Annotated in this window: 19 protein-coding genes; 11 read left to right on the top strand and 8 right to left on the bottom strand. The window is 63.0% G+C overall.

The window, feature by feature from the left end:
- Positions 1-24: 24 nt before the first annotated feature.
- Positions 25-1,197, top strand: a complete 1,173-nt coding sequence (locus tag MESCI2_RS0112945) for a hypothetical protein (protein ID WP_027036973.1) — start codon at positions 25-27, stop codon at positions 1,195-1,197.
- A 39-nt stretch (positions 1,198-1,236) separates the two neighbouring features.
- Here MESCI2_RS0112945 and purS read toward each other — a convergent pair whose 3' ends face one another.
- On the bottom strand, positions 1,237-1,479 hold the full coding sequence (gene purS / locus MESCI2_RS0112940) for a phosphoribosylformylglycinamidine synthase subunit PurS (RefSeq protein WP_027036972.1): 243 nt from the start codon (positions 1,477-1,479) through the stop codon (positions 1,237-1,239).
- Positions 1,480-1,522: 43 nt separating this feature from the next.
- Positions 1,523-2,317: a phosphoribosylaminoimidazolesuccinocarboxamide synthase gene (gene purC, locus MESCI2_RS0112935; RefSeq protein ID WP_013532127.1), complete on the bottom strand. Its 795-nt coding sequence runs from the start codon at positions 2,315-2,317 to the stop codon at positions 1,523-1,525.
- Positions 2,318-2,593: 276 nt separating this feature from the next.
- On the opposite strand from purC, the gene MESCI2_RS0112930 reads away from it, so the two are divergent.
- Both MESCI2_RS0112930 and MESCI2_RS0112925 read left to right on the top strand, forming a co-directional pair.
- Positions 2,594-2,914, top strand: a complete 321-nt coding sequence (locus MESCI2_RS0112930; protein ID WP_013532126.1) for a DUF1476 domain-containing protein — start codon at positions 2,594-2,596, stop codon at positions 2,912-2,914.
- A 125-nt stretch (positions 2,915-3,039) separates the two neighbouring features.
- Entirely contained in the window at positions 3,040-3,813 is a 774-nt protein-coding gene (locus MESCI2_RS0112925) for an HpcH/HpaI aldolase family protein (RefSeq protein ID WP_027036971.1), read from the top strand.
- A 6-nt stretch (positions 3,814-3,819) separates the two neighbouring features.
- Here MESCI2_RS0112925 and MESCI2_RS0112920 read toward each other — a convergent pair whose 3' ends face one another.
- Positions 3,820-4,374 carry an RBBP9/YdeN family alpha/beta hydrolase gene (locus tag MESCI2_RS0112920; protein ID WP_027036970.1) on the bottom strand — a complete coding sequence of 185 codons (555 nt, stop codon included), beginning with the start codon at positions 4,372-4,374 and terminating at the stop codon, positions 3,820-3,822.
- A 249-nt stretch (positions 4,375-4,623) separates the two neighbouring features.
- Here MESCI2_RS0112920 and MESCI2_RS0112915 point away from each other — a divergent pair, with 249 nt between their 5' ends.
- Positions 4,624-5,436 (top strand): VOC family protein, encoded by an 813-nt coding sequence (locus tag MESCI2_RS0112915; RefSeq protein ID WP_027036969.1) that lies wholly within the window; start codon positions 4,624-4,626, stop codon positions 5,434-5,436.
- A gap of 72 nt (positions 5,437-5,508) precedes the next feature.
- Here MESCI2_RS0112915 and purB read toward each other — a convergent pair whose 3' ends face one another.
- The 3 genes from purB to MESCI2_RS0112900 are packed head-to-tail and all read right to left on the bottom strand — an operon-like array spanning position 5,509 to position 8,122.
- Positions 5,509-6,816: an adenylosuccinate lyase gene (purB, locus tag MESCI2_RS0112910; RefSeq protein WP_027036968.1), complete on the bottom strand. Its 1,308-nt coding sequence runs from the start codon at positions 6,814-6,816 to the stop codon at positions 5,509-5,511.
- 59 nt (positions 6,817-6,875) lie between these two features.
- Positions 6,876-7,340: a hypothetical protein gene (locus MESCI2_RS0112905; RefSeq protein WP_050596557.1), complete on the bottom strand. Its 465-nt coding sequence runs from the start codon at positions 7,338-7,340 to the stop codon at positions 6,876-6,878.
- Between the two features lie 56 nt (positions 7,341-7,396).
- Positions 7,397-8,122, bottom strand: a complete 726-nt coding sequence (locus tag MESCI2_RS0112900; protein ID WP_027036966.1) for a DUF2259 domain-containing protein — start codon at positions 8,120-8,122, stop codon at positions 7,397-7,399.
- Between the two features lie 128 nt (positions 8,123-8,250).
- Here MESCI2_RS0112900 and MESCI2_RS0112895 point away from each other — a divergent pair, with 128 nt between their 5' ends.
- Positions 8,251-8,505, top strand: coding sequence for a DUF2171 domain-containing protein (locus MESCI2_RS0112895; protein WP_027036965.1), 255 nt, complete (start codon positions 8,251-8,253; stop codon positions 8,503-8,505).
- A 14-nt stretch (positions 8,506-8,519) separates the two neighbouring features.
- Here the strand turns inward: MESCI2_RS0112895 and MESCI2_RS0112890 are convergent, their stop codons facing one another.
- Positions 8,520-9,545, bottom strand: a complete 1,026-nt coding sequence (locus MESCI2_RS0112890; protein ID WP_027036964.1) for a P1 family peptidase — start codon at positions 9,543-9,545, stop codon at positions 8,520-8,522.
- Entirely contained in the window at positions 9,545-10,618 is a 1,074-nt protein-coding gene (locus MESCI2_RS0112885; RefSeq protein WP_027036963.1) for a branched-chain amino acid ABC transporter substrate-binding protein, read from the bottom strand. Before MESCI2_RS0112885 ends, MESCI2_RS0112890 begins: the two co-directional genes overlap by 1 nt.
- A gap of 179 nt (positions 10,619-10,797) precedes the next feature.
- On the opposite strand from MESCI2_RS0112885, the gene MESCI2_RS0112880 reads away from it, so the two are divergent.
- From MESCI2_RS0112880 to MESCI2_RS0112855, 6 genes are all read left to right on the top strand, one after another.
- Positions 10,798-11,325, top strand: a complete 528-nt coding sequence (locus tag MESCI2_RS0112880) for a flavin reductase (protein WP_027036962.1) — start codon at positions 10,798-10,800, stop codon at positions 11,323-11,325.
- The gene (locus MESCI2_RS0112875) at positions 11,322-12,251 is read left to right on the top strand and encodes an AAA family ATPase (protein ID WP_023810354.1); all 930 of its coding nucleotides are present in this window, start codon (positions 11,322-11,324) and stop codon (positions 12,249-12,251) included. Before MESCI2_RS0112880 ends, MESCI2_RS0112875 begins: the two co-directional genes overlap by 4 nt.
- A gap of 3 nt (positions 12,252-12,254) precedes the next feature.
- Positions 12,255-13,499: a vWA domain-containing protein gene (locus MESCI2_RS0112870; RefSeq protein ID WP_027036961.1), complete on the top strand. Its 1,245-nt coding sequence runs from the start codon at positions 12,255-12,257 to the stop codon at positions 13,497-13,499.
- A 60-nt stretch (positions 13,500-13,559) separates the two neighbouring features.
- On the top strand, positions 13,560-13,898 hold the full coding sequence (locus tag MESCI2_RS0112865; protein ID WP_027036960.1) for an XdhC family protein: 339 nt from the start codon (positions 13,560-13,562) through the stop codon (positions 13,896-13,898).
- A gap of 6 nt (positions 13,899-13,904) precedes the next feature.
- The gene (locus tag MESCI2_RS0112860; protein WP_027036959.1) at positions 13,905-14,642 is read left to right on the top strand and encodes an XdhC family protein; all 738 of its coding nucleotides are present in this window, start codon (positions 13,905-13,907) and stop codon (positions 14,640-14,642) included.
- 66 nt (positions 14,643-14,708) lie between these two features.
- Positions 14,709-16,319, top strand: a complete 1,611-nt coding sequence (locus tag MESCI2_RS0112855; protein ID WP_027036958.1) for an NTP transferase domain-containing protein — start codon at positions 14,709-14,711, stop codon at positions 16,317-16,319.
- Positions 16,320-16,480: the final 161 nt, after the last annotated feature.

The following is a 16,480-nucleotide window of genomic DNA, read 5'->3' as shown; positions in this document are numbered from 1 at the left end:
GGCTGCAAACGACTTGAGACTCCGGTGGACAACGGCAAGATCAAAGAACGCGAGGACATTCGGCGCGCCATGTGGGTATCGGCGACGATAGTGGCGTCGCTCGGCGCGTTCGCATTCATGCTGATGTGGGACGCCCGCCCTTCCACGGGGGAGCTTTTTTCAAAGTGGCTTTCCCTCGATACGAGCCTCGGCGCCTGTGCCGTCTCGTTCACGCGCCTGTTTCTCGTGACCACGATTATTTCAGTCAGCCTCGGCGTCATTTCCGCAGGGATGATCATATCGGATGCGATTGATGTCTTTACCTACAAGAGACGCTTTCGCGCTTACCGCGCACTTTTTCTGACTGGAGCGGGCCTTACGGCATTCTTGTTGGTGCCGCTTGTTTCGGGGGACGGCGTCTGGAACGCGGGTGGTCGTCACGGCTTATCTCGGATTGATTTCGCAAACGCCTGCATTGCTAGCCATCACACCACCTTTCATCGGTTGCATTGGCACCTTCTGATGGTCACTCTTGTAGGGTGGTTCAACATGATGGTGTTGGTGGGTCTGCGGCGCGCAATTGGCGACGGGCGCGATCCGAGCCAGCTCTCCGACGATCCTCGGGTAAGAGCCGTCCAACTGGCGGCAATGGCGCGAACGAAACGGAGCCTGGCATTCGGTCGTTTCGTGTTAAAGCTCCTACTGACGGGGATGGCAGCAGCGCTTTTCTTTTTGGGCGCATCGTCAATGAAGCCGGCCGTCGTCCGCTTCATTCACACGTTCACCTGGGAACGGCAAAAAGCGGACGTGGTTGAGACCGGAATGCAGTGTGTACTGGAAGTGAAGGTCAGGCGCGACTGGGTAGAGCGGTCGCGCGCCAATTGCTCTTCTGGTGCCGCGACGGCTCCTTTGACCCCGGCGCCGGGAGAGGGCGCCTGGCGCATCACGAAAATCCCAACCGCAAAGCTCGCCTATCGCGCTCCGGGTGGTGGCGAGTATTCGTTTGACGTGGCCGGAGATTTTTTTATGAAGATGCCCACGTCGATCGGCACTGAGATCGAGCTGTTGCGAAACCCGGCCAGTCCCGAAGGGATCGACAAGGTTTTCGACTTTGGTGATGTCAAACGAATGTTCTACAAACTGCTCGTGATCATCGCTGGCGCAATCGCGATCTACTACCTGTGGGTTCGCAGGCCGCGCAGTCCACGCCCGATCTAGACCGGATCAGCGCCCGCCAACTGGCGGGCGCTATCGGCGTTACCCCAGCGTCACACTATAATTCTCAATCACCGTATTCGCCAGCAGCTTGTCGCACATGGCCTTGAGGTCGGCTTCGGCCTTGGCCTTGTCGCTTTCCGCCAGCTCGACGTCGAACACCTTGCCCTGCCGCACCGTGCCGACACCGCCGAACCCCAGGCCGGACAATGCGTGTTCGATCGCCTTGCCCTGCGGGTCGAGCACGCCGTTCTTGAGGGTGACGGTAATGCGGGCCTTGATCACGCTGGACATGCTCCTGTTCTAAAGTTCGGGTCGCAAGCCGCGATCAGTGCGGCTTGCCTTTGAGGCCGTCGGTCGAGGCGACAAGCACCGGGCCGGTCGGGCGCGGCGGCTCGTTCTCGTTCATGATGCCGAGGCGGCGGGCAACTTCCTGGTAGGCCTCGACGAGGCCGCCCATGTCGCGGCGGAAACGATCCTTGTCGAGCTTGTCCTGCGTCGCCACGTCCCACAGGCGGCAGGAGTCCGGCGAGATCTCGTCGGCGACGACGATGCGCATCATGTCGCCCTCGAACAGGCGGCCGCACTCGATCTTGAAGTCGACAAGCTGGATGCCAACGCCCATGAACAGGCCGGAGAGGAAGTCGTTGACGCGGATGGCCAGCGCCATGACGTCGTCGATCTCCTGCGGGCTCGCCCAGCCGAACGCGGTGATGTGCTCTTCCGACACCATCGGATCGTCGAGCGCGTCGGCCTTGTAATAGAATTCGATGATCGAGCGCGGCAAAACGGTGCCTTCCTCGATGCCGAGCCGCTTAGACAGCGAACCGGCGGCGACATTGCGCACCACTACTTCGAGCGGAATAATCTCGACTTCCTTGATCAGCTGCTCGCGCATGTTGAGCCGGCGGATGAAATGGGTCGGAATGCCCATGCGGTTCAAATGGTTGAAAATATACTCGGAAATGCGGTTGTTGAGGACGCCCTTGCCGTCGATGACCTCGTGCTTCTTCTTGTTGAACGCGGTTGCATCATCCTTGAAGAACTGGATAAGCGTGCCCGGTTCGGGTCCCTCATAGAGTATCTTGGCCTTGCCTTCATAAATGCGGCGGCGATTTTTCATCTGGATTTTTCTCTGGGGTTCCGGACAGGGCGGTATCAGACCATTTCCTGTCCGTCTGCCTGAAATAGTGCGGCTACGGTAGGGTTCAATGCCGGGTCTATCCCAATCACATCGTTTGCTCAATCGGCAAATCCTTCCAATCAACCGCTTTCGGGACTGAAATGCCGCAGCGCAGCATGCGATGAAGCGTATTGACCGGCCCGCGACCTTTTGGTTTGTGCTTTGGCAACGCACATATTCACTGCCAACGAATCGAATTTGACCCGGAGGGACGCCATGAGCAGCATGAAAGACCGCGAAGAGGGCTTTGAGCGTAAATTCGCATTCGACGAGGAGCTTCGGTTCAAGGCCTCGGCGCGCCGCAACAAGGCGCTCGGCCTGTGGGCCGCCGAAAAGCTCGGAAAGTCCGGCGCTGATGCCGACGCCTATGCCAAGGAAGTGGTTATCTCCGACATTGAGGAAGCCGGCGACCACGACGTGTTCCGCAAGATCCGTGGGGATTTCGACGCGGCCGGCGTCGAGCAGTCGGACCACCAGATCCGCCGCACCATGGACGAATTGATGGCGCAGGCGATCGAGCAGATCAAGAACACCTGATCCGGGCCATGCGCTGATCCCGGCATACGCTGGACCAATCGACCGCCCGGCCTATCCGGGCGGTTTTTCTTTGCCTTTGTCGCGATTTCCGGCTGAAACTGCCGGAATTAACAAGGAAAGTATCCATGTCCCTGAAGTCCCGCCTCGCGGCCGACGAAACGCTGTTCACCGCATGGTCCGGCGTGCCGGATGCCTTGACCGTCGAGATCGTCGCCAAACAGGGCTTCGATGCCGTCACGCTCGACATGCAGCATGGCGGCCATCACGAAGACAGCGTGCTGCGTGGCCTGGTGCCGGTGCTCGCTACCGGCAAGCCGGCGCTGGTGCGCATTCCCGTTGGCCGTTTCGACATGGCAAGCCGCGCGCTCGATTTCGGCGCCGAGGCGGTCATCGCGCCGATGGTGAACTCGGTTGCCGACGCAAAACTGTTCGCCGCCGCCATGAAATACCCGCCGCTCGGCGAGCGCTCATGGGGTCCGACTTATGCTTTTCCGCGCCACGGCCAAGGCGACCAGGCCGACTGGCTGCGCGACACCAACCAGCGCACCATGGCCTTCGCCATGGTCGAGACGCGTGCGGCCCTCGATGCGCTCGACGGCATCCTCGACACGCCCGGCATCGACGGCATCTTCCTCGGCCCATCGGATTTCTCGATCGCCTGGAGCAATGGCGCAACGGTCAATTCGACGCTGGAAAGCATGATGGAGACTGTGGCATCGGTGGCCGAGCGCACCCGCAAGGCCGGCAAACATGCGGCGATCTACGTTGTCGAGCCGGCAATTGCCGGCCGTGTCGTGTCGATGGGCTATCGCCTGCTGGCCATGGGCTCCGAGCATTCGCTGATCGGGCTTGGGGCAAAAACGCTGATCAAGAGCGTCCGCGATTCGATCGGGTCCTGAAGACGCTCAGGGTTTCAAATCCGTCAGGAATTTGGCGAAGGTCATTGAACCTTCGGGCCACGGCCCGAAGCCTGAATCCGCGTTCAGATGACCGGTCTCACCGGCATCGATGAACAGCGAACCCCAGGCGCCGGCGATATCCTCCGCGACTTCGAAAGCGCAGAACGGATCGTTGCGGCTGGCGATCACGATCGATGGAAAGGGCAGCGGCTCGCGCGGGTAGGGGCCGAAGGTCATCAGGTGCCTGGGCCTGATCTCGGGATTGGCGACATCGGGTGGTGCCACGAAGAAGGCCCCGGCAACCGGCTTGCGGAATTGCGGAATGGCTTGCACCGCCGCGGCGACGCCGAGCGAGTGCGCCACCAGGACGACCGGCCGCTCGGCCTCGTTGACCGCTCTGGCGACGCTCGCCGTCCAGTCCTCGCGCACCGGCTTCGACCACTCCGCCTGTTCGACGCGGCGCGCCGTCGACAGCTTGGACTGCCAGCGGCTCTGCCAATGGTCGGGGCCGGAATTGGTGTAGCCCGGCACGATAAGGATATCTGCGTCTCTGACCTTCATGGCGCTGAGATAGCGAGCGGCATCGCTTCGTGCAACCAGCAGGAACGCCACTTTTGATCACAATAGTGAACACCATGTTCGCTTCTTCGCGTCTTGTGTGAACGATGCCGATGGACGATCTGTGGTCAGGAAAAGAAACAGCCGTGCGCGGGAATCCTGACCTTGGAACTGACACGACGTACAATGATCGGCGGAGTGGGGCTTCTCGCTTTGGGAGCTTCATCGCAAGCCGGTCGAACGGAGCATTTGATGAGCGAGTTGCCTTTTGCCGCCACCACCCCGGTCAGCGTTGCCCGCGTCGGGCTGAAGGCGCGCGACGCGGAAAGCCTTGCCGCATATTATCGCAGCGTCGTCGGTCTGCAGGAGTTGAGCCGTGCCGATGGCGCGATCACCCTGGGCGCCGCCAACCGTCCGCTACTGGTCATCGAGGCCGATCCTTCGGCCAAGCCGGATGATCCGCGCAGCGCCGGCCTGTTCCACACAGCCTTCCTGCTGCCCAGCCGTGCCGACCTCGGCCGCTGGATCAACCACGCAATATCAAACAAGATCGCCATCGATGGCGCTTCCGACCATCTGGTCAGCGAAGCGCTGTACCTGACCGATCCCGAAGGCAATGGCATCGAGATCTATGCCGACCGCCGTGCGCAGGACTGGAAGTGGAATGGCGACAAGATTGCCATGGCGACAGAACGGCTGAACATTCCGTCCGTTGTTGCCGAAGTGCCGGCGGGTGATGCCGGCTGGCAGGGTACGCCGGAAAACAGCATCGTCGGCCACGTCCACCTGCGTGTCGGCAGGCCGGAAGAAGCCGAAGCCTGGTGGAACCAGGAATTCGGCTTCGACACGGTGGCCAAATATGGCGGCCAGGCGGTGTTCCTATCGTCGGGCGGCTATCACCACCACATCGGCGCCAACGCCTGGCAGAGTTCGGGCGCCGGCCGCCGCGATTCCACCCGGTCTGGTCTGGCCTGGGTCGAAATGCGTTCGGACAATGTGACCAGCGATACGACCCGCGAAGATCCGTGGGGCACGGTGATCAGGACTGTTCCCGGCAAGGCCTGACCGGCCTCAGGAGCATCAAACAAAAAAGGTCCGCTCGGCCATGGCCGAGCGGACCTCTTTCTATTCCGGTCCTCAGGCTTTGCCGAACACCCGCTTGAAGATCGTGTCGACATGCTTGGTGTGATAGCCTAGGTCGAATTTCTCGCGGATCTCGGCTTCCGGCAGCGCTGCGGTCACTTCCTTGTCGGCCAAAAGTTCCTCAAGGAAATCAGCGCCTTGCTCCCACACCCTCATGGCGTTGCGCTGCACCAGGCGGTAGGAGTCTTCGCGCGACAGGCCCGCCTGCGTCAGCGCCAGCATGACGCGCTGCGAATGTACTAGGCCGCGGAACTTGTTCATGTTCTTCAGCATGTTGTCGGGATAGACGAGCAGCTTGTCGATGACGCCGGTCAGCCGCGACAGCGCGAAATCGAGTGTCACCGTGGCGTCGGGTCCGATCATGCGCTCGACCGAGGAGTGCGAGATGTCGCGCTCGTGCCAGAGCGCCACATTCTCCATTGCCGGCAGCGCCATGGAACGGACCATGCGGGCAAGGCCGGTGAGGTTTTCGGTCAGCACCGGGTTGCGCTTGTGCGGCATGGCCGACGAGCCCTTCTGGCCCGGCGAAAAATACTCTTCCGCCTCCAGCACTTCGGTGCGTTGCAAATGCCTTATCTCGATCGACAGCCGCTCGACCGACGACGCGATGACGCCGAGCGTGGCAAAGAACATGGCGTGGCGGTCGCGCGGGATCACTTGCGTCGACACCGGCTCGGGTTTCAGGCCGAGCTTTGCCGCCACATGCTCCTCGACATAGGGGTCGATGTTGGCGAAGGTGCCGACCGCGCCCGAAATCGCGCAGGTGGCGATGTCTTCCCGCGCGTGCACCAGCCGCTCGCGGCAGCGCGAGAACTCGGCATAGGCCTGCGCCAGCTTGACGCCGAAGGTTGTCGGCTCGGCATGGATGCCATGGCTGCGGCCGATGGTGACGGTGTCCTTGTGCTCGAAGGCACGGCGCTTGAGGGCGGCAAGCAGGCCATCGATGTCGGCGAGCAGGATGTCGCTGGCCCGGGTAAGCTGTACGGCAAAACAGGTGTCGAGAACGTCGGACGAAGTCATCCCCTGGTGGATGAAGCGGGCGTCTGGTCCGACGAATTCGGCGAGATGGGTAAGGAAGGCGATGACGTCATGCTTGGTGACGCGCTCGATCTCGTCGATCGCCTCGACATCGAATTTTGCCGCGCCGCCCTTTTCCCAGATGGCTTTTGCCGCTTCCCTGGGGATGACGCCGAGTTCGGCCAACGCGTCGCAGGCATAGGCTTCGATCTCGAACCAGATGCGGAACCGGGTTTCTGGCGACCAGATGGCGACCATTTCCGGCCGGGAATAGCGAGGGATCATCGGTCAGTCCTGACATATCGAGAAGTTTGCCCGCGTCCTAACAGAGGCGAGCAAAATGCTCAACGCTGCTGGCGCGCAAACCAGACGCCCGCGGCAAACAGAGCTATGAAACCAACTGGAAAATAGAGCCTGATGCCCAGCACCACGAACTGGTAGAGCGCAATCAACGTCGTGAAGACGAACTGGAGGACCCAGGTGCGGGTGAAAGCAGGGGCGTGCCATTCGGCGTAGTAGGAGCGGTACTGCAGGGCAAACAGCCCGGCGGTCAGGCCGATCGTCGCCGCGGCTAGGCACACGAAGGCCGCGGCGAAGGCGACTTCCCAGCGCCTTCCCTGTGAAACCAGCCGCGCCGCGAACAGGCCGATCGGGAAGGCCAGCGCAGCTCCCACCGCAAACAGCGCGGTGACAATGCGGATTTTCGCCGGCGTCTCCCAGTCGCCCAAAAACAATGTGACGAGCGCGCTGGCGCCCATCGTCACGGCCCACAACACGGCGCCGAAAAGCGCAGTGCGCGGCGTCGGTATCGCGCGGCGAAGGCGGATCAGCGCACGATCGCGCGCGGCGGGTTGAGCACGGGATGTCACAGCCGGCCGGTCACCGCGATCCAGCGAAAGTCCGGGCCTTCAAAGCCGTATTGGCGCACCGCGATCAGCACGGCATAGGCGCTGAGACTGTCAATCGAAAAGGTCTGCACGGCGCCGATGCGGTAGCCGTTCGGGCAACCCCGGCTTTTCGGTATCGCCTTGTCCTCGTGCAGCAACTTGGTGGTGCCGCCATCCTGCGCCTCGATACGCAGCAGCCGGAAGCCGTTGATCTCGCCCTGGCTCTCGCAGCCCTCGGTGTTGTTCATGCCGAGCTCGTCCAGCCGGAACTCGAGCGGTGGGTCGACCGGAGAGAAGATCGGGCGTGGGTTGACTGCCATCCGGTGCGGATCGGCCGAAAGCTCGGTCACCGGGTTGAAACCCGCGGTTATGCCGCGGTTGGCGTCGAGCTCGGCCTGACTGACAATGGCTTCGCCTTTTTGCCGGGCCTGAAGGCGCGCCGCGTCCAGTTTGGCATTCTCGTCCTCAAGCCGGACCCGGATCGGCGTGCCCTTCAGAAAGCTGTCGGTGCTGGTGTCGATGTAATAGCGGTTGGTATAGGGAAAGCCCGATCCATCCTGCACGCCATATTCCTCGAAAGCAAAGACGCTGCCGTCCTTGGTGAAGCCGAGGATTTCAAGTTCGGCGACATCGCCGGCATGAGCCGCGATCGAGGTCGCAAACTGTGCAAGCAGGCCAACGGCAAACAGAAAGAGCATTCGCATCGGTCTTCACCCCCGTGATCGTCTCAATCCCCTAGCACGACGAAATCAAAACGTCCTGCGGTGCGAAAGCCGATGCATCCAATCGGCCCGTCATTTGTTATGGTCGGCAGTCCCAATGGAGAACCACCATGACCGACACCAGCAAAATTCGTGAGCATATGGAAGTCGTCGGCGCCGATGGCGTGCATGTCGGCACCGTCGACAAGGTCGATGGCCAGCGCATCAAGCTGACCAGGGCCGATAGCGGCGAGGGCGCTCACAAGGGCCATCATCACTACATTCCCCTGAGCCTGATTGCCGAGGTCGATGGCAAGAAGGTCTGGCTGTCCGCGAATTCCGATGTCGCGGTGACCTTCGAGGAAGAAAAGTCCGATCCGGTCTGATCAACCCCTTCGCTTCACCCCAAGCGCGACGACCAGACCGGAAACAGATCGTTTTCGGCAGGCGTTGCCGCATAGACGCCCCGGCTGATGGCCCGCGCCATCGTGGCGCCGGCAGCAGCATAGAGATCGATTGCGGCATCGGCGGAGAGTTCGATGCCGCTTGTGCCCGTCGCCAGCGCGAAGACAAGGTCGCCGTCGGCCGGCGTGTGCGTCGGCCAGATGGCGCGTACGAACCCGTCATGCGCCGATATCGCCAGGCGCTTGGCGGCAGCCTTTGTGAGCACTGCATCGGTGGCAATGACGGCGATAGTTGTGTTGCCGCCGGTCTCCGTCTGCTGGCCAAAATGCTTGTCGCGGTATTTCAAAAGGATCTGCTTCGCCTCGTCCGGCATCGGCGAGGGATAGCCAAGCCCACCGAATTCGTCGCCGATTTCGAACGGTGCCGCCCAGAAATGGCGGGTTCGGCCTGTTGTTACCGATCCGGTCGGGTTGATGGCGGCCAGCGCGCCGACGGTGACGCCATTGTCGAGCAGCGTCGAGGCGGAGCCGAGGCCGCCTTTCAGCCCCGAAGTGAGCGCGCCGGTGCCGGCCCCAATCGTGCCAAGCTGGAAATCGGCGGTGGCGGTTTGCGCGGCTTCATAGCCAAGCTCGCGGTAGGGCGGATAACGGCCCCAATCCTTGTCGCCGCCATTGCGCAGGTCGAACAGGATCGCCGACGGCACGATCGGCACGCGAAAACCACCGACCTCCAGGCCGATGCCGCGTTCACGCAGCGCCGCCTGCACGCCGGATGCCGCGTCGAGGCCGAAAGCCGAACCGCCAGAAAGCACCACGGCGTGCACCACATCGACGGAATTGTGCGGTTCGAGCAGGTCGGTCTCGCGGGTGCCCGGCGCGCCGCCCAGGATCTGAACGCCGGCCACTGTCGTCGCATCGCAAAGCACGGTCGTGACGCCGGACTTCAGCCTGGCGTCGGACGCATTGCCGACGCGCAGGCCGGCAACGTCGGTGATCAGGTTGCGTGGGCCGGTGCGAAACATCAGTTGCTTTCCAAGGGCGCAAAGCGCGTGCCATCGAAGCGGAAGACGCGATAGGGGCTCTGGCTGAGATCGCCTTTTGTATCAAAGCGGATCGGCCCGATCGCAGTGGTGAAATCATGTCCGGTCAGGGCTTCAGTCAGCGGCTTACCAGAGCTTCCGGACAAGCCTGACGCCGCTTTGGCGATTTCGACCGCCGCAAAGGCCGGCAGCGTATAGCCGTCGGGCACGATCTTCTGCGCGGCAAAGGCCGCCAGCACTTTTGGGTCGGCGACATCGGCCCATTCCGGCGGTGCGATCATCAGTGTGCCCAAGGCATAGGGCACGTCGCCTGGCGGTGTGCGCAGATTTTCGCCGCCGGCAAAGACGATGCCCGCCTGAAGCTGTGCGGCATCGCGGCCCATGATGGCGATGTCGTCGCCGTCGCCACCGGCAAAGACATGCGTGGCGCCGGCCTTCTTCAGCCGACCGATCATGCCGATCTGATTGTCGAGCTGTGGCCGGAACGTGTCGACGAATACAGGTTTCAGCGCTGCCTGTTCGGCCGCTGCCCGCAACGTCTCGGCGATCTCACGTCCGTAGATGGTGCCGTCGTCGATAATGGCAAACAGCTCGTTCTGCCACAGACGAATGAGGGCAGACGCGATGGCGTTGCGCTCATCGTCGCCGCGTGGCCCCAGGCGATAGACCGGCCAGCCGGTCTTGGCGCGGCGGTCGGTCAGGCTTTCGGTTCGCACGCCAACGGTGATGACCGGAATGTTGGCGTCCTTCAGGATCGGCATCGCCGCCTCGATCGCCTCGGTGCAGAGGAAGCCGACCACGATATTGACCTTGGCGGCGGCGAATTCCCTGGCAGCAGTAGCGCCGCCGTCTGCGGTGCACGCGTCATCCACGGTCTTGAGTTCGATGCCGTTCGCTTCGGCCGCCAGACCGGTGCCGGCCTCGATCTGCTTGCCGAGAATGGCCGATGGTCCAGACAGGGGCGCTGAGACCCCGACCAGCAGCGTCTGGGCATCCGCGGCACTGGCCAGAAACAGCCAGAACAGCGCCGCTATTGTTCTTGTCCTGGGTCGCATTCGAGCGATGGGTCCCTCCGTGCCGGCTCTATGCTCCCGGCACTATTGCTGCCAAGACCTAAAGGCTGCACGGCCTTGGTGCAACACGCGAATTTCGGGATATGGCTCAGGCACTTCGCTTGTGGCGGGCTATGTCTGGCCATATATGTCGGTAGGATCCTGACCATGGAAAAATTCCGGTGCTGAAGAAGAACGACATTGGGCCGCAGGCCTATCGCGACGCGATGAGCCACTTTGCCGGCCACGTCCATGTGGTCACCACCGACGGGCCGGCCGGCAAGCGCGGCACGACGGTGATCGCCGCCTGTTCGGTGTCGGACACGCCGCCGACCATCCTGGTCTGTCTCAACCGCGAAAATGCCAAGAATGAGCTGTTCGTGAAAAACGGCAGGTTTGCCCTGAACACGCTGGCCTCGCACCAGGAGCCGCTGTCGGTCGGCTTTTCCGGCATCACCGGCCTGCCGGTCGAGGAACGTTTCGCGCTTGGCGAATGGGATGTGATCTCTACCGGCGCGCCGACGCTGAAAGGCGCGCTCGCCGTGTTCGACTGCGAATTGATCGACACCAAGGATCTGGCCACCCATCGTGTGCTTTTTGGCAAGGTGACAGGTCTGCGTATGGGCGATAATTTGCGGCCGCTGATCTACCACGCCCGCGGCTACCACGTACTGGAAAGCGGAGCGGCGGCGTTCACGGAGAAAGAATGACCGAGCTGAAACCGCGCGCCGCGCCACGGACGATCGACGAGACGCTCGATCTCCTGACCGGTGCGGACTATGTGGCGGACCGGTCGCTGGCGACCGTGCTGTTCCTGTCGTTGCGTATGAAGCGGCCGCTTTTCCTCGAGGGCGAGGCCGGCGTCGGCAAGACCGAGATTGCCAAGGTGTTGGCGCAGGCGCTTGGCCGCCGGCTGATCCGCCTGCAGTGCTATGAAGGCCTCGACGTCTCGTCCGCCGTCTATGAGTGGAACTACGCCGCGCAGATGATCGAAATCCGCATGGAGGAGGCGGCCGGCAAGGTCGAGCGCTCCGCCATGGAGCGCAACGTCTTTTCCGAAAAATACCTGATCCGCCGCCCGGTGCTCGATGCGCTGACCGGAAAGACGGGAGCTGCCCCGGTTTTCCTGATCGATGAGCTCGACCGCACCGACGAGGCGTTCGAGGCCTTCCTGCTCGAAATCCTGTCCGACTTCCAGGTGACGGTGCCCGAGCTCGGCACCATCAAGGCGGAAGAGCCGCCGATCGTCATCATCACCACCAACCGCACCCGTGAAATCCACGACGCGCTGAAGCGGCGCTGCCTCTATCACTGGGTCGACTATCCCAATGCCGAGCGCGAGTTGGAGATCGTGCGCCGCAAGGTGCCGCAGGCCAACCAGCGGCTTTCGGCAGAAGTGGTTTCCTTCATCCAGAAGCTGCGCCAGATCGAATTGTTCAAGGTGCCTGGCGTCGCCGAAACCATCGACTGGGCCGGCGCGCTGACCGAGCTCGACAAGGTGGCGCTCGATCCGGAAACCGTCTCCGACACGATCGGCGTGCTGTTGAAATACCAGGACGACATTGCCCGCATCGAACAGGGCGAAGGCCGGCGCATCCTCAACGAGGTGAAGGCCGAGCTTTCGGCGGCGGAGTAGGCGATGCCGCGCCCCGAGCCAAAAGAGGCCATGCCGCACGGGCGGATCGCCGACAACATCGTCTATTTCGCCCGCACCTTGCGCAAGGCAGGCATGCGTGTCGGGCCGGCCTCGGTCAAGGATGCCATCGAGGCGGTGCTGGTCGCCGGCATCGGTTCGCGCGACGATTTCTACTGGACGCTGCACGCCGTGCTGGTGTCGAGGCATGAGGATCACGCCATTTTCGATGAAGCCTTCCGGCTGTTCTGGAAATCGCGCGAGCTGATCGAAAAGATGCTGGCGATGTTTTCGCCGGTCGCACCGGACAACAGGGAAAAGCAGAAGCCCCGTGCTGCCGAGAACCGCGTCAGCCAGGCCATGTTCGAAGGCCACCAGAAGAACCAGCCTCGCCAAGAAATCCCCGAGATCGAAGTCGACGCCCGCTTCACCTTTTCCGGCAACGAGGTGCTGCGGGCCAAGGATTTTGCCCAGATGAACGCGGCCGAAATGGCCGACGCCAAGAAGGCGATCGCGCAGTTGCGGTTGCCTTTCGACATGGTGCGCACTCGGCGCTTCAAGGCCGATGCGCATGGCCGCCGCATCGATCCGCGCGCCATGATGCGTTCGGCCGCGCGCACCGGCGGCGAACTGATCCTGCCGAAGTTCCGTTCGCCGCGCGAGGTTCACCCGCCGCTGGTGGTGCTGGCCGACATTTCCGGCTCGATGAGCCAGTACACGCGCATCTTCCTGCATTTCCTGCATGCACTGACGGAAAAAAGGCGTCGCGTGCATACCTTCGTCTTCGGTACCCGGTTGACCAATCTGACCCGGCAGATGCGCCATCGCGACCCGGATGCAGCCCTTGCCGACTGTTCGGCGGCGGTCAGGGACTGGTCGGGCGGCACGCGCATCGGCGACACGCTGGCCGAGTTCAACCTGATATGGTCGCGCCGCGTGCTGGGGCAGGGCGCGGTCGTGCTTCTGATCACCGATGGGCTGGAGCGCGACGATGTCGCCGGCCTGTCGGAGGAGATGGAGCGCCTGCACAAATCCTGCCGGCGTCTGATCTGGCTGAACCCATTGCTGCGCTTCGACGGCTTCCAGGCGCGCGCCCGTGGCGTCAAGGCGATGCTGCCGCATGTCGACGAGTTCCGCTCGGTGCACAATCTCGACGCGCTCGCCGATCTCTGCGCGTCATTGGACAAGAAGTCGGCACAATCCGTCGATCCGCGCCGATGGCTGGAAGCTGGCGCAAGGCACGCCGCATAACCATATCTTTCCCATCCGGAAAACAGATCCCGAGAAAAACAGACTTCTGGAGAAACGGTCATGGAAAACAGCATTTATCTGGATGAGGCCCGCGACCCGCTGATCATCGCGGAGGGCTGGATGAAGGACGGCAAGGACGTGGCCATCGCGACAGTGGTAGAGACCTGGGGATCGGCGCCCCGACCTGTAGGCAGCCACCTGGTCATCGACGCCGACGGCAATTTCCACGGCTCCGTCTCGGGTGGCTGCGTCGAAGGCGCTGTGGTCAGCGAGGCCATCGACGTCATCGACGGCGGCAAGGCCAGGATGCTGGAGTTCGGTGTTGCCGATGAAACCGCATGGCAGGTCGGCTTGTCCTGTGGCGGTCGCATCAAGGTGTATGTGGAAAGACTGGGCTGATCTCGAATGGATCCCTATGCACTGAAAACACTGAACGCAGAACGACGCGCTCGCCGCGCGGCGATCCTGGTCACTGATCTCGGTGATGGCCGCGACCGGATCGTGCGCGAGGGCGATCAGGTCGCCGGCGATCTCGGCGCCGCGATCGCCAGGGCGTTCCGCACAGGCAACTCCGGTTCGGTCGAAGCAGAGGGGCGAACCTTCTTTCTCAACGCGCACCTGCCGCAGCCGCGTCTGGTCGTGATTGGCGCTGTCCATATCAGCCAGGCGCTGGCGCCGATGGCGAAGATCGCCGGCTATCCCGTGGAGATCATCGACCCCCGCACCGCCTTCGCCACGCCGGACCGCTTTCCCGATGTGGCGCTTCACGCCGAATGGCCGGAGGATGTGCTGAAGCGTCAGCCGCTGGACAGCTACACCGCACTTGCCGCCGTCACCCATGATCCGAAGGTCGATGATTTCGCCCTGAAGGCAGCACTAGACGCCAACTGTTTCTATGTCGGAGCGCTCGGCAGCAGGAAGACGCATGCCAAGCGTGTCGAACGTTTGCTGGCGCTGGGCGCGAGCGCCGACCAGATCGCCCGTATCCATGCGCCGATCGGCCTCGATATTGGTGCTGCCAGCCCGGCCGAGATCGCCGTTGCCGTTCTCGCACAGGCCATCAACGCCTTCCGCTCGCGCGGTCTCGATGCCTCCGCATCGGCTCCAAAATCGAAATCGATTTCGGAAAAGCACGATGCGTAGATTCAAAATAGCAGAGCGTCCGTTGCGCGTCCAAAAGGACGCGCGGCGCTCTGCGGGCGCGGCGGCGTGAAATTCGGCCCGATCCCGATTGAGACGGCGGAAGGCGCGGTGCTGGCGCACTCCACCACCGCCGGTGAACGCCGCTTCCGCAAGGCGCACAGGCTCAGCGCCGAAGATGTGGCGCTGCTGCGGGCTGCCGGTGTTTCCGAGGTCGTTGCGGCTGTGCTGGCTGAGGACGACCTCGGCGAGGATGCGGCCGCGCAAACGATTGCCGAGAGCATGGCCTTTCGCGGCATCGAGGCCAGGCCGGCCGCGACCGGGCGGGTCAACCTCCACGCCAAGGCGCCGGGCATCTTCACGGTCGATGCCGCTGTCATCGATGCCATCAATGCCATCGATCCCGCCATCACCATCGCCACGCTGGCGCAGCATGCGCCGGTGGAGAAAGGCCAGATGGTCGCGACCGTGAAGATCATCCCCTTCGCGGTCAGTGCAGCGCTGGTCGGCGCCGCGACAGAAATCTGCGCCGCAGGCGAGATCATTGCCGTCAATGCCTACCGGCCCGTGCGTGTCGGCGTCATCCAGACGGTTCTACCCGGCATCAAGCCTTCCGTGCTCGACAAGACGCTGCGCGTCACCGAAGCGCGGCTGGCGCGTACGGGCGGCAGATTGACGGCCGAGCGCCGCACGCCGCATGAGATCGCTCCGGTGGCGGAGGCCACGGCTTCGCTGGCACGCGACAATGACATGGTGGTGATCTTCGGCGCCTCGGCGATGAGCGATTTCGCCGATGTCATTCCCGCGGCGATCGAGAGGGCGGGCGGTACCGTAGTCCGCGCGGGCATGCCGGTCGATCCCGGCAATCTGCTGGTGCTGGGCACGCTCGGCGGCAAGCACGTCATCGGCGCGCCCGGCTGCGCCCGCAGCCCCAAGGAGAATGGTTTCGACTGGGTGCTGGACCGGTTGATCGCCGGTATCGACGTGACCGCCAGGGATATTGCCGGCATGGGGGTCGGCGGGCTGTTGATGGAAATCCCGACACGGCCGCAGCCGCGCGAACCGCTGCCGGCCAAATCTCAGCTCAAGGTCGGCATCGTGCTGCTGGCGGCCGGCCGGTCGAGCCGCATGGGCGGGCCGAACAAGCTGCTGGCACTGTTCGACGGCAAGCCGCTGGTGCGCCGCACCGCTGAGCGGGCGCTTGGCTCGAAGGCGTCCAGCACTGTCGTCGTCACCGGCCACCAGCGCGAGCGGGTGCGCGCGGCACTGGCGGGCCTCGACGTGACCTTCGCCGACAATCCCGATTTTGCCGAGGGCCTGTCCACCTCGCTGAAAGCCGGCATCGCCTATCTGCCGGAAGATTCCGCCGGCGTGATGATCGTTCTCGGTGACATGCCTGATATCACGTCCGACGACCTCGACAGATTGATCGATGCTTTCCGCAAGGCCGGCGGCAATGCGGTGGTCCGCGCCTCGCATGACGGCAAGCGCGGCAATCCGGTGCTGTTGCCGCGTTCGCTGTTTCCCGCGATCGCCCATCTCGAAGGCGACACCGGCGCACGCCATCTGGTCGAGACCGAAGGGCTCGATGTCATCGATGTCGAGATCGGCGCGGCGGCATCTGTCGATGTCGACACGCGCGAGGCGCTGGAAGGCGCCGGCGGCGTGCTGCAGGATTGACAAACCCAAGCCGAATTACGCATGCCTTGGATATGTCTATTCGTTTCCTTCCCTCTGCGTTTGCGCCTTTACCCCCCTCTGGCCTGCCGGCCATCTCCCCCTCAAGGGGGGAGATTGGCAGCTTCGATGGCGGCGTCCATCCTGCGGCCTTGGAGATTGGC

Source organism: Mesorhizobium ciceri WSM4083 (assembly GCF_000519305.1).
GTDB lineage: Bacteria > Pseudomonadota > Alphaproteobacteria > Rhizobiales > Rhizobiaceae > Mesorhizobium > Mesorhizobium ciceri_B.
Note: the sequence above shows the minus strand (reverse complement) of the source record. Positions and strands in the feature narration are given on the sequence as shown.

Coding starts and splice junctions, on each gene's coding strand:
- MESCI2_RS0112860 (WP_027036959.1), top strand. CDS start 13,905: ATGGATCCCTATGCACTGAAAACACTGAACGCAGAACGACGCGCTCGC.
- purC (WP_013532127.1), bottom strand. CDS start 2,317: ATGAAAAATCGCCGCCGCATTTATGAAGGCAAGGCCAAGATACTCTAT.
- MESCI2_RS0112865 (WP_027036960.1), top strand. CDS start 13,560: ATGGAAAACAGCATTTATCTGGATGAGGCCCGCGACCCGCTGATCATC.
- MESCI2_RS0112890 (WP_027036964.1), bottom strand. CDS start 9,545: ATGTTTCGCACCGGCCCACGCAACCTGATCACCGACGTTGCCGGCCTG.
- MESCI2_RS0112885 (WP_027036963.1), bottom strand. CDS start 10,618: ATGCGACCCAGGACAAGAACAATAGCGGCGCTGTTCTGGCTGTTTCTG.
- MESCI2_RS0112870 (WP_027036961.1), top strand. CDS start 12,255: ATGCCGCGCCCCGAGCCAAAAGAGGCCATGCCGCACGGGCGGATCGCC.
- MESCI2_RS0112915 (WP_027036969.1), top strand. CDS start 4,624: ATGAGCGAGTTGCCTTTTGCCGCCACCACCCCGGTCAGCGTTGCCCGC.
- MESCI2_RS0112930 (WP_013532126.1), top strand. CDS start 2,594: ATGAGCAGCATGAAAGACCGCGAAGAGGGCTTTGAGCGTAAATTCGCA.
- MESCI2_RS0112920 (WP_027036970.1), bottom strand. CDS start 4,374: ATGAAGGTCAGAGACGCAGATATCCTTATCGTGCCGGGCTACACCAAT.
- MESCI2_RS0112925 (WP_027036971.1), top strand. CDS start 3,040: ATGTCCCTGAAGTCCCGCCTCGCGGCCGACGAAACGCTGTTCACCGCA.
- MESCI2_RS0112875 (WP_023810354.1), top strand. CDS start 11,322: ATGACCGAGCTGAAACCGCGCGCCGCGCCACGGACGATCGACGAGACG.
- purB (WP_027036968.1), bottom strand. CDS start 6,816: ATGATCCCTCGCTATTCCCGGCCGGAAATGGTCGCCATCTGGTCGCCA.
- MESCI2_RS0112895 (WP_027036965.1), top strand. CDS start 8,251: ATGACCGACACCAGCAAAATTCGTGAGCATATGGAAGTCGTCGGCGCC.
- MESCI2_RS0112900 (WP_027036966.1), bottom strand. CDS start 8,122: ATGCGAATGCTCTTTCTGTTTGCCGTTGGCCTGCTTGCACAGTTTGCG.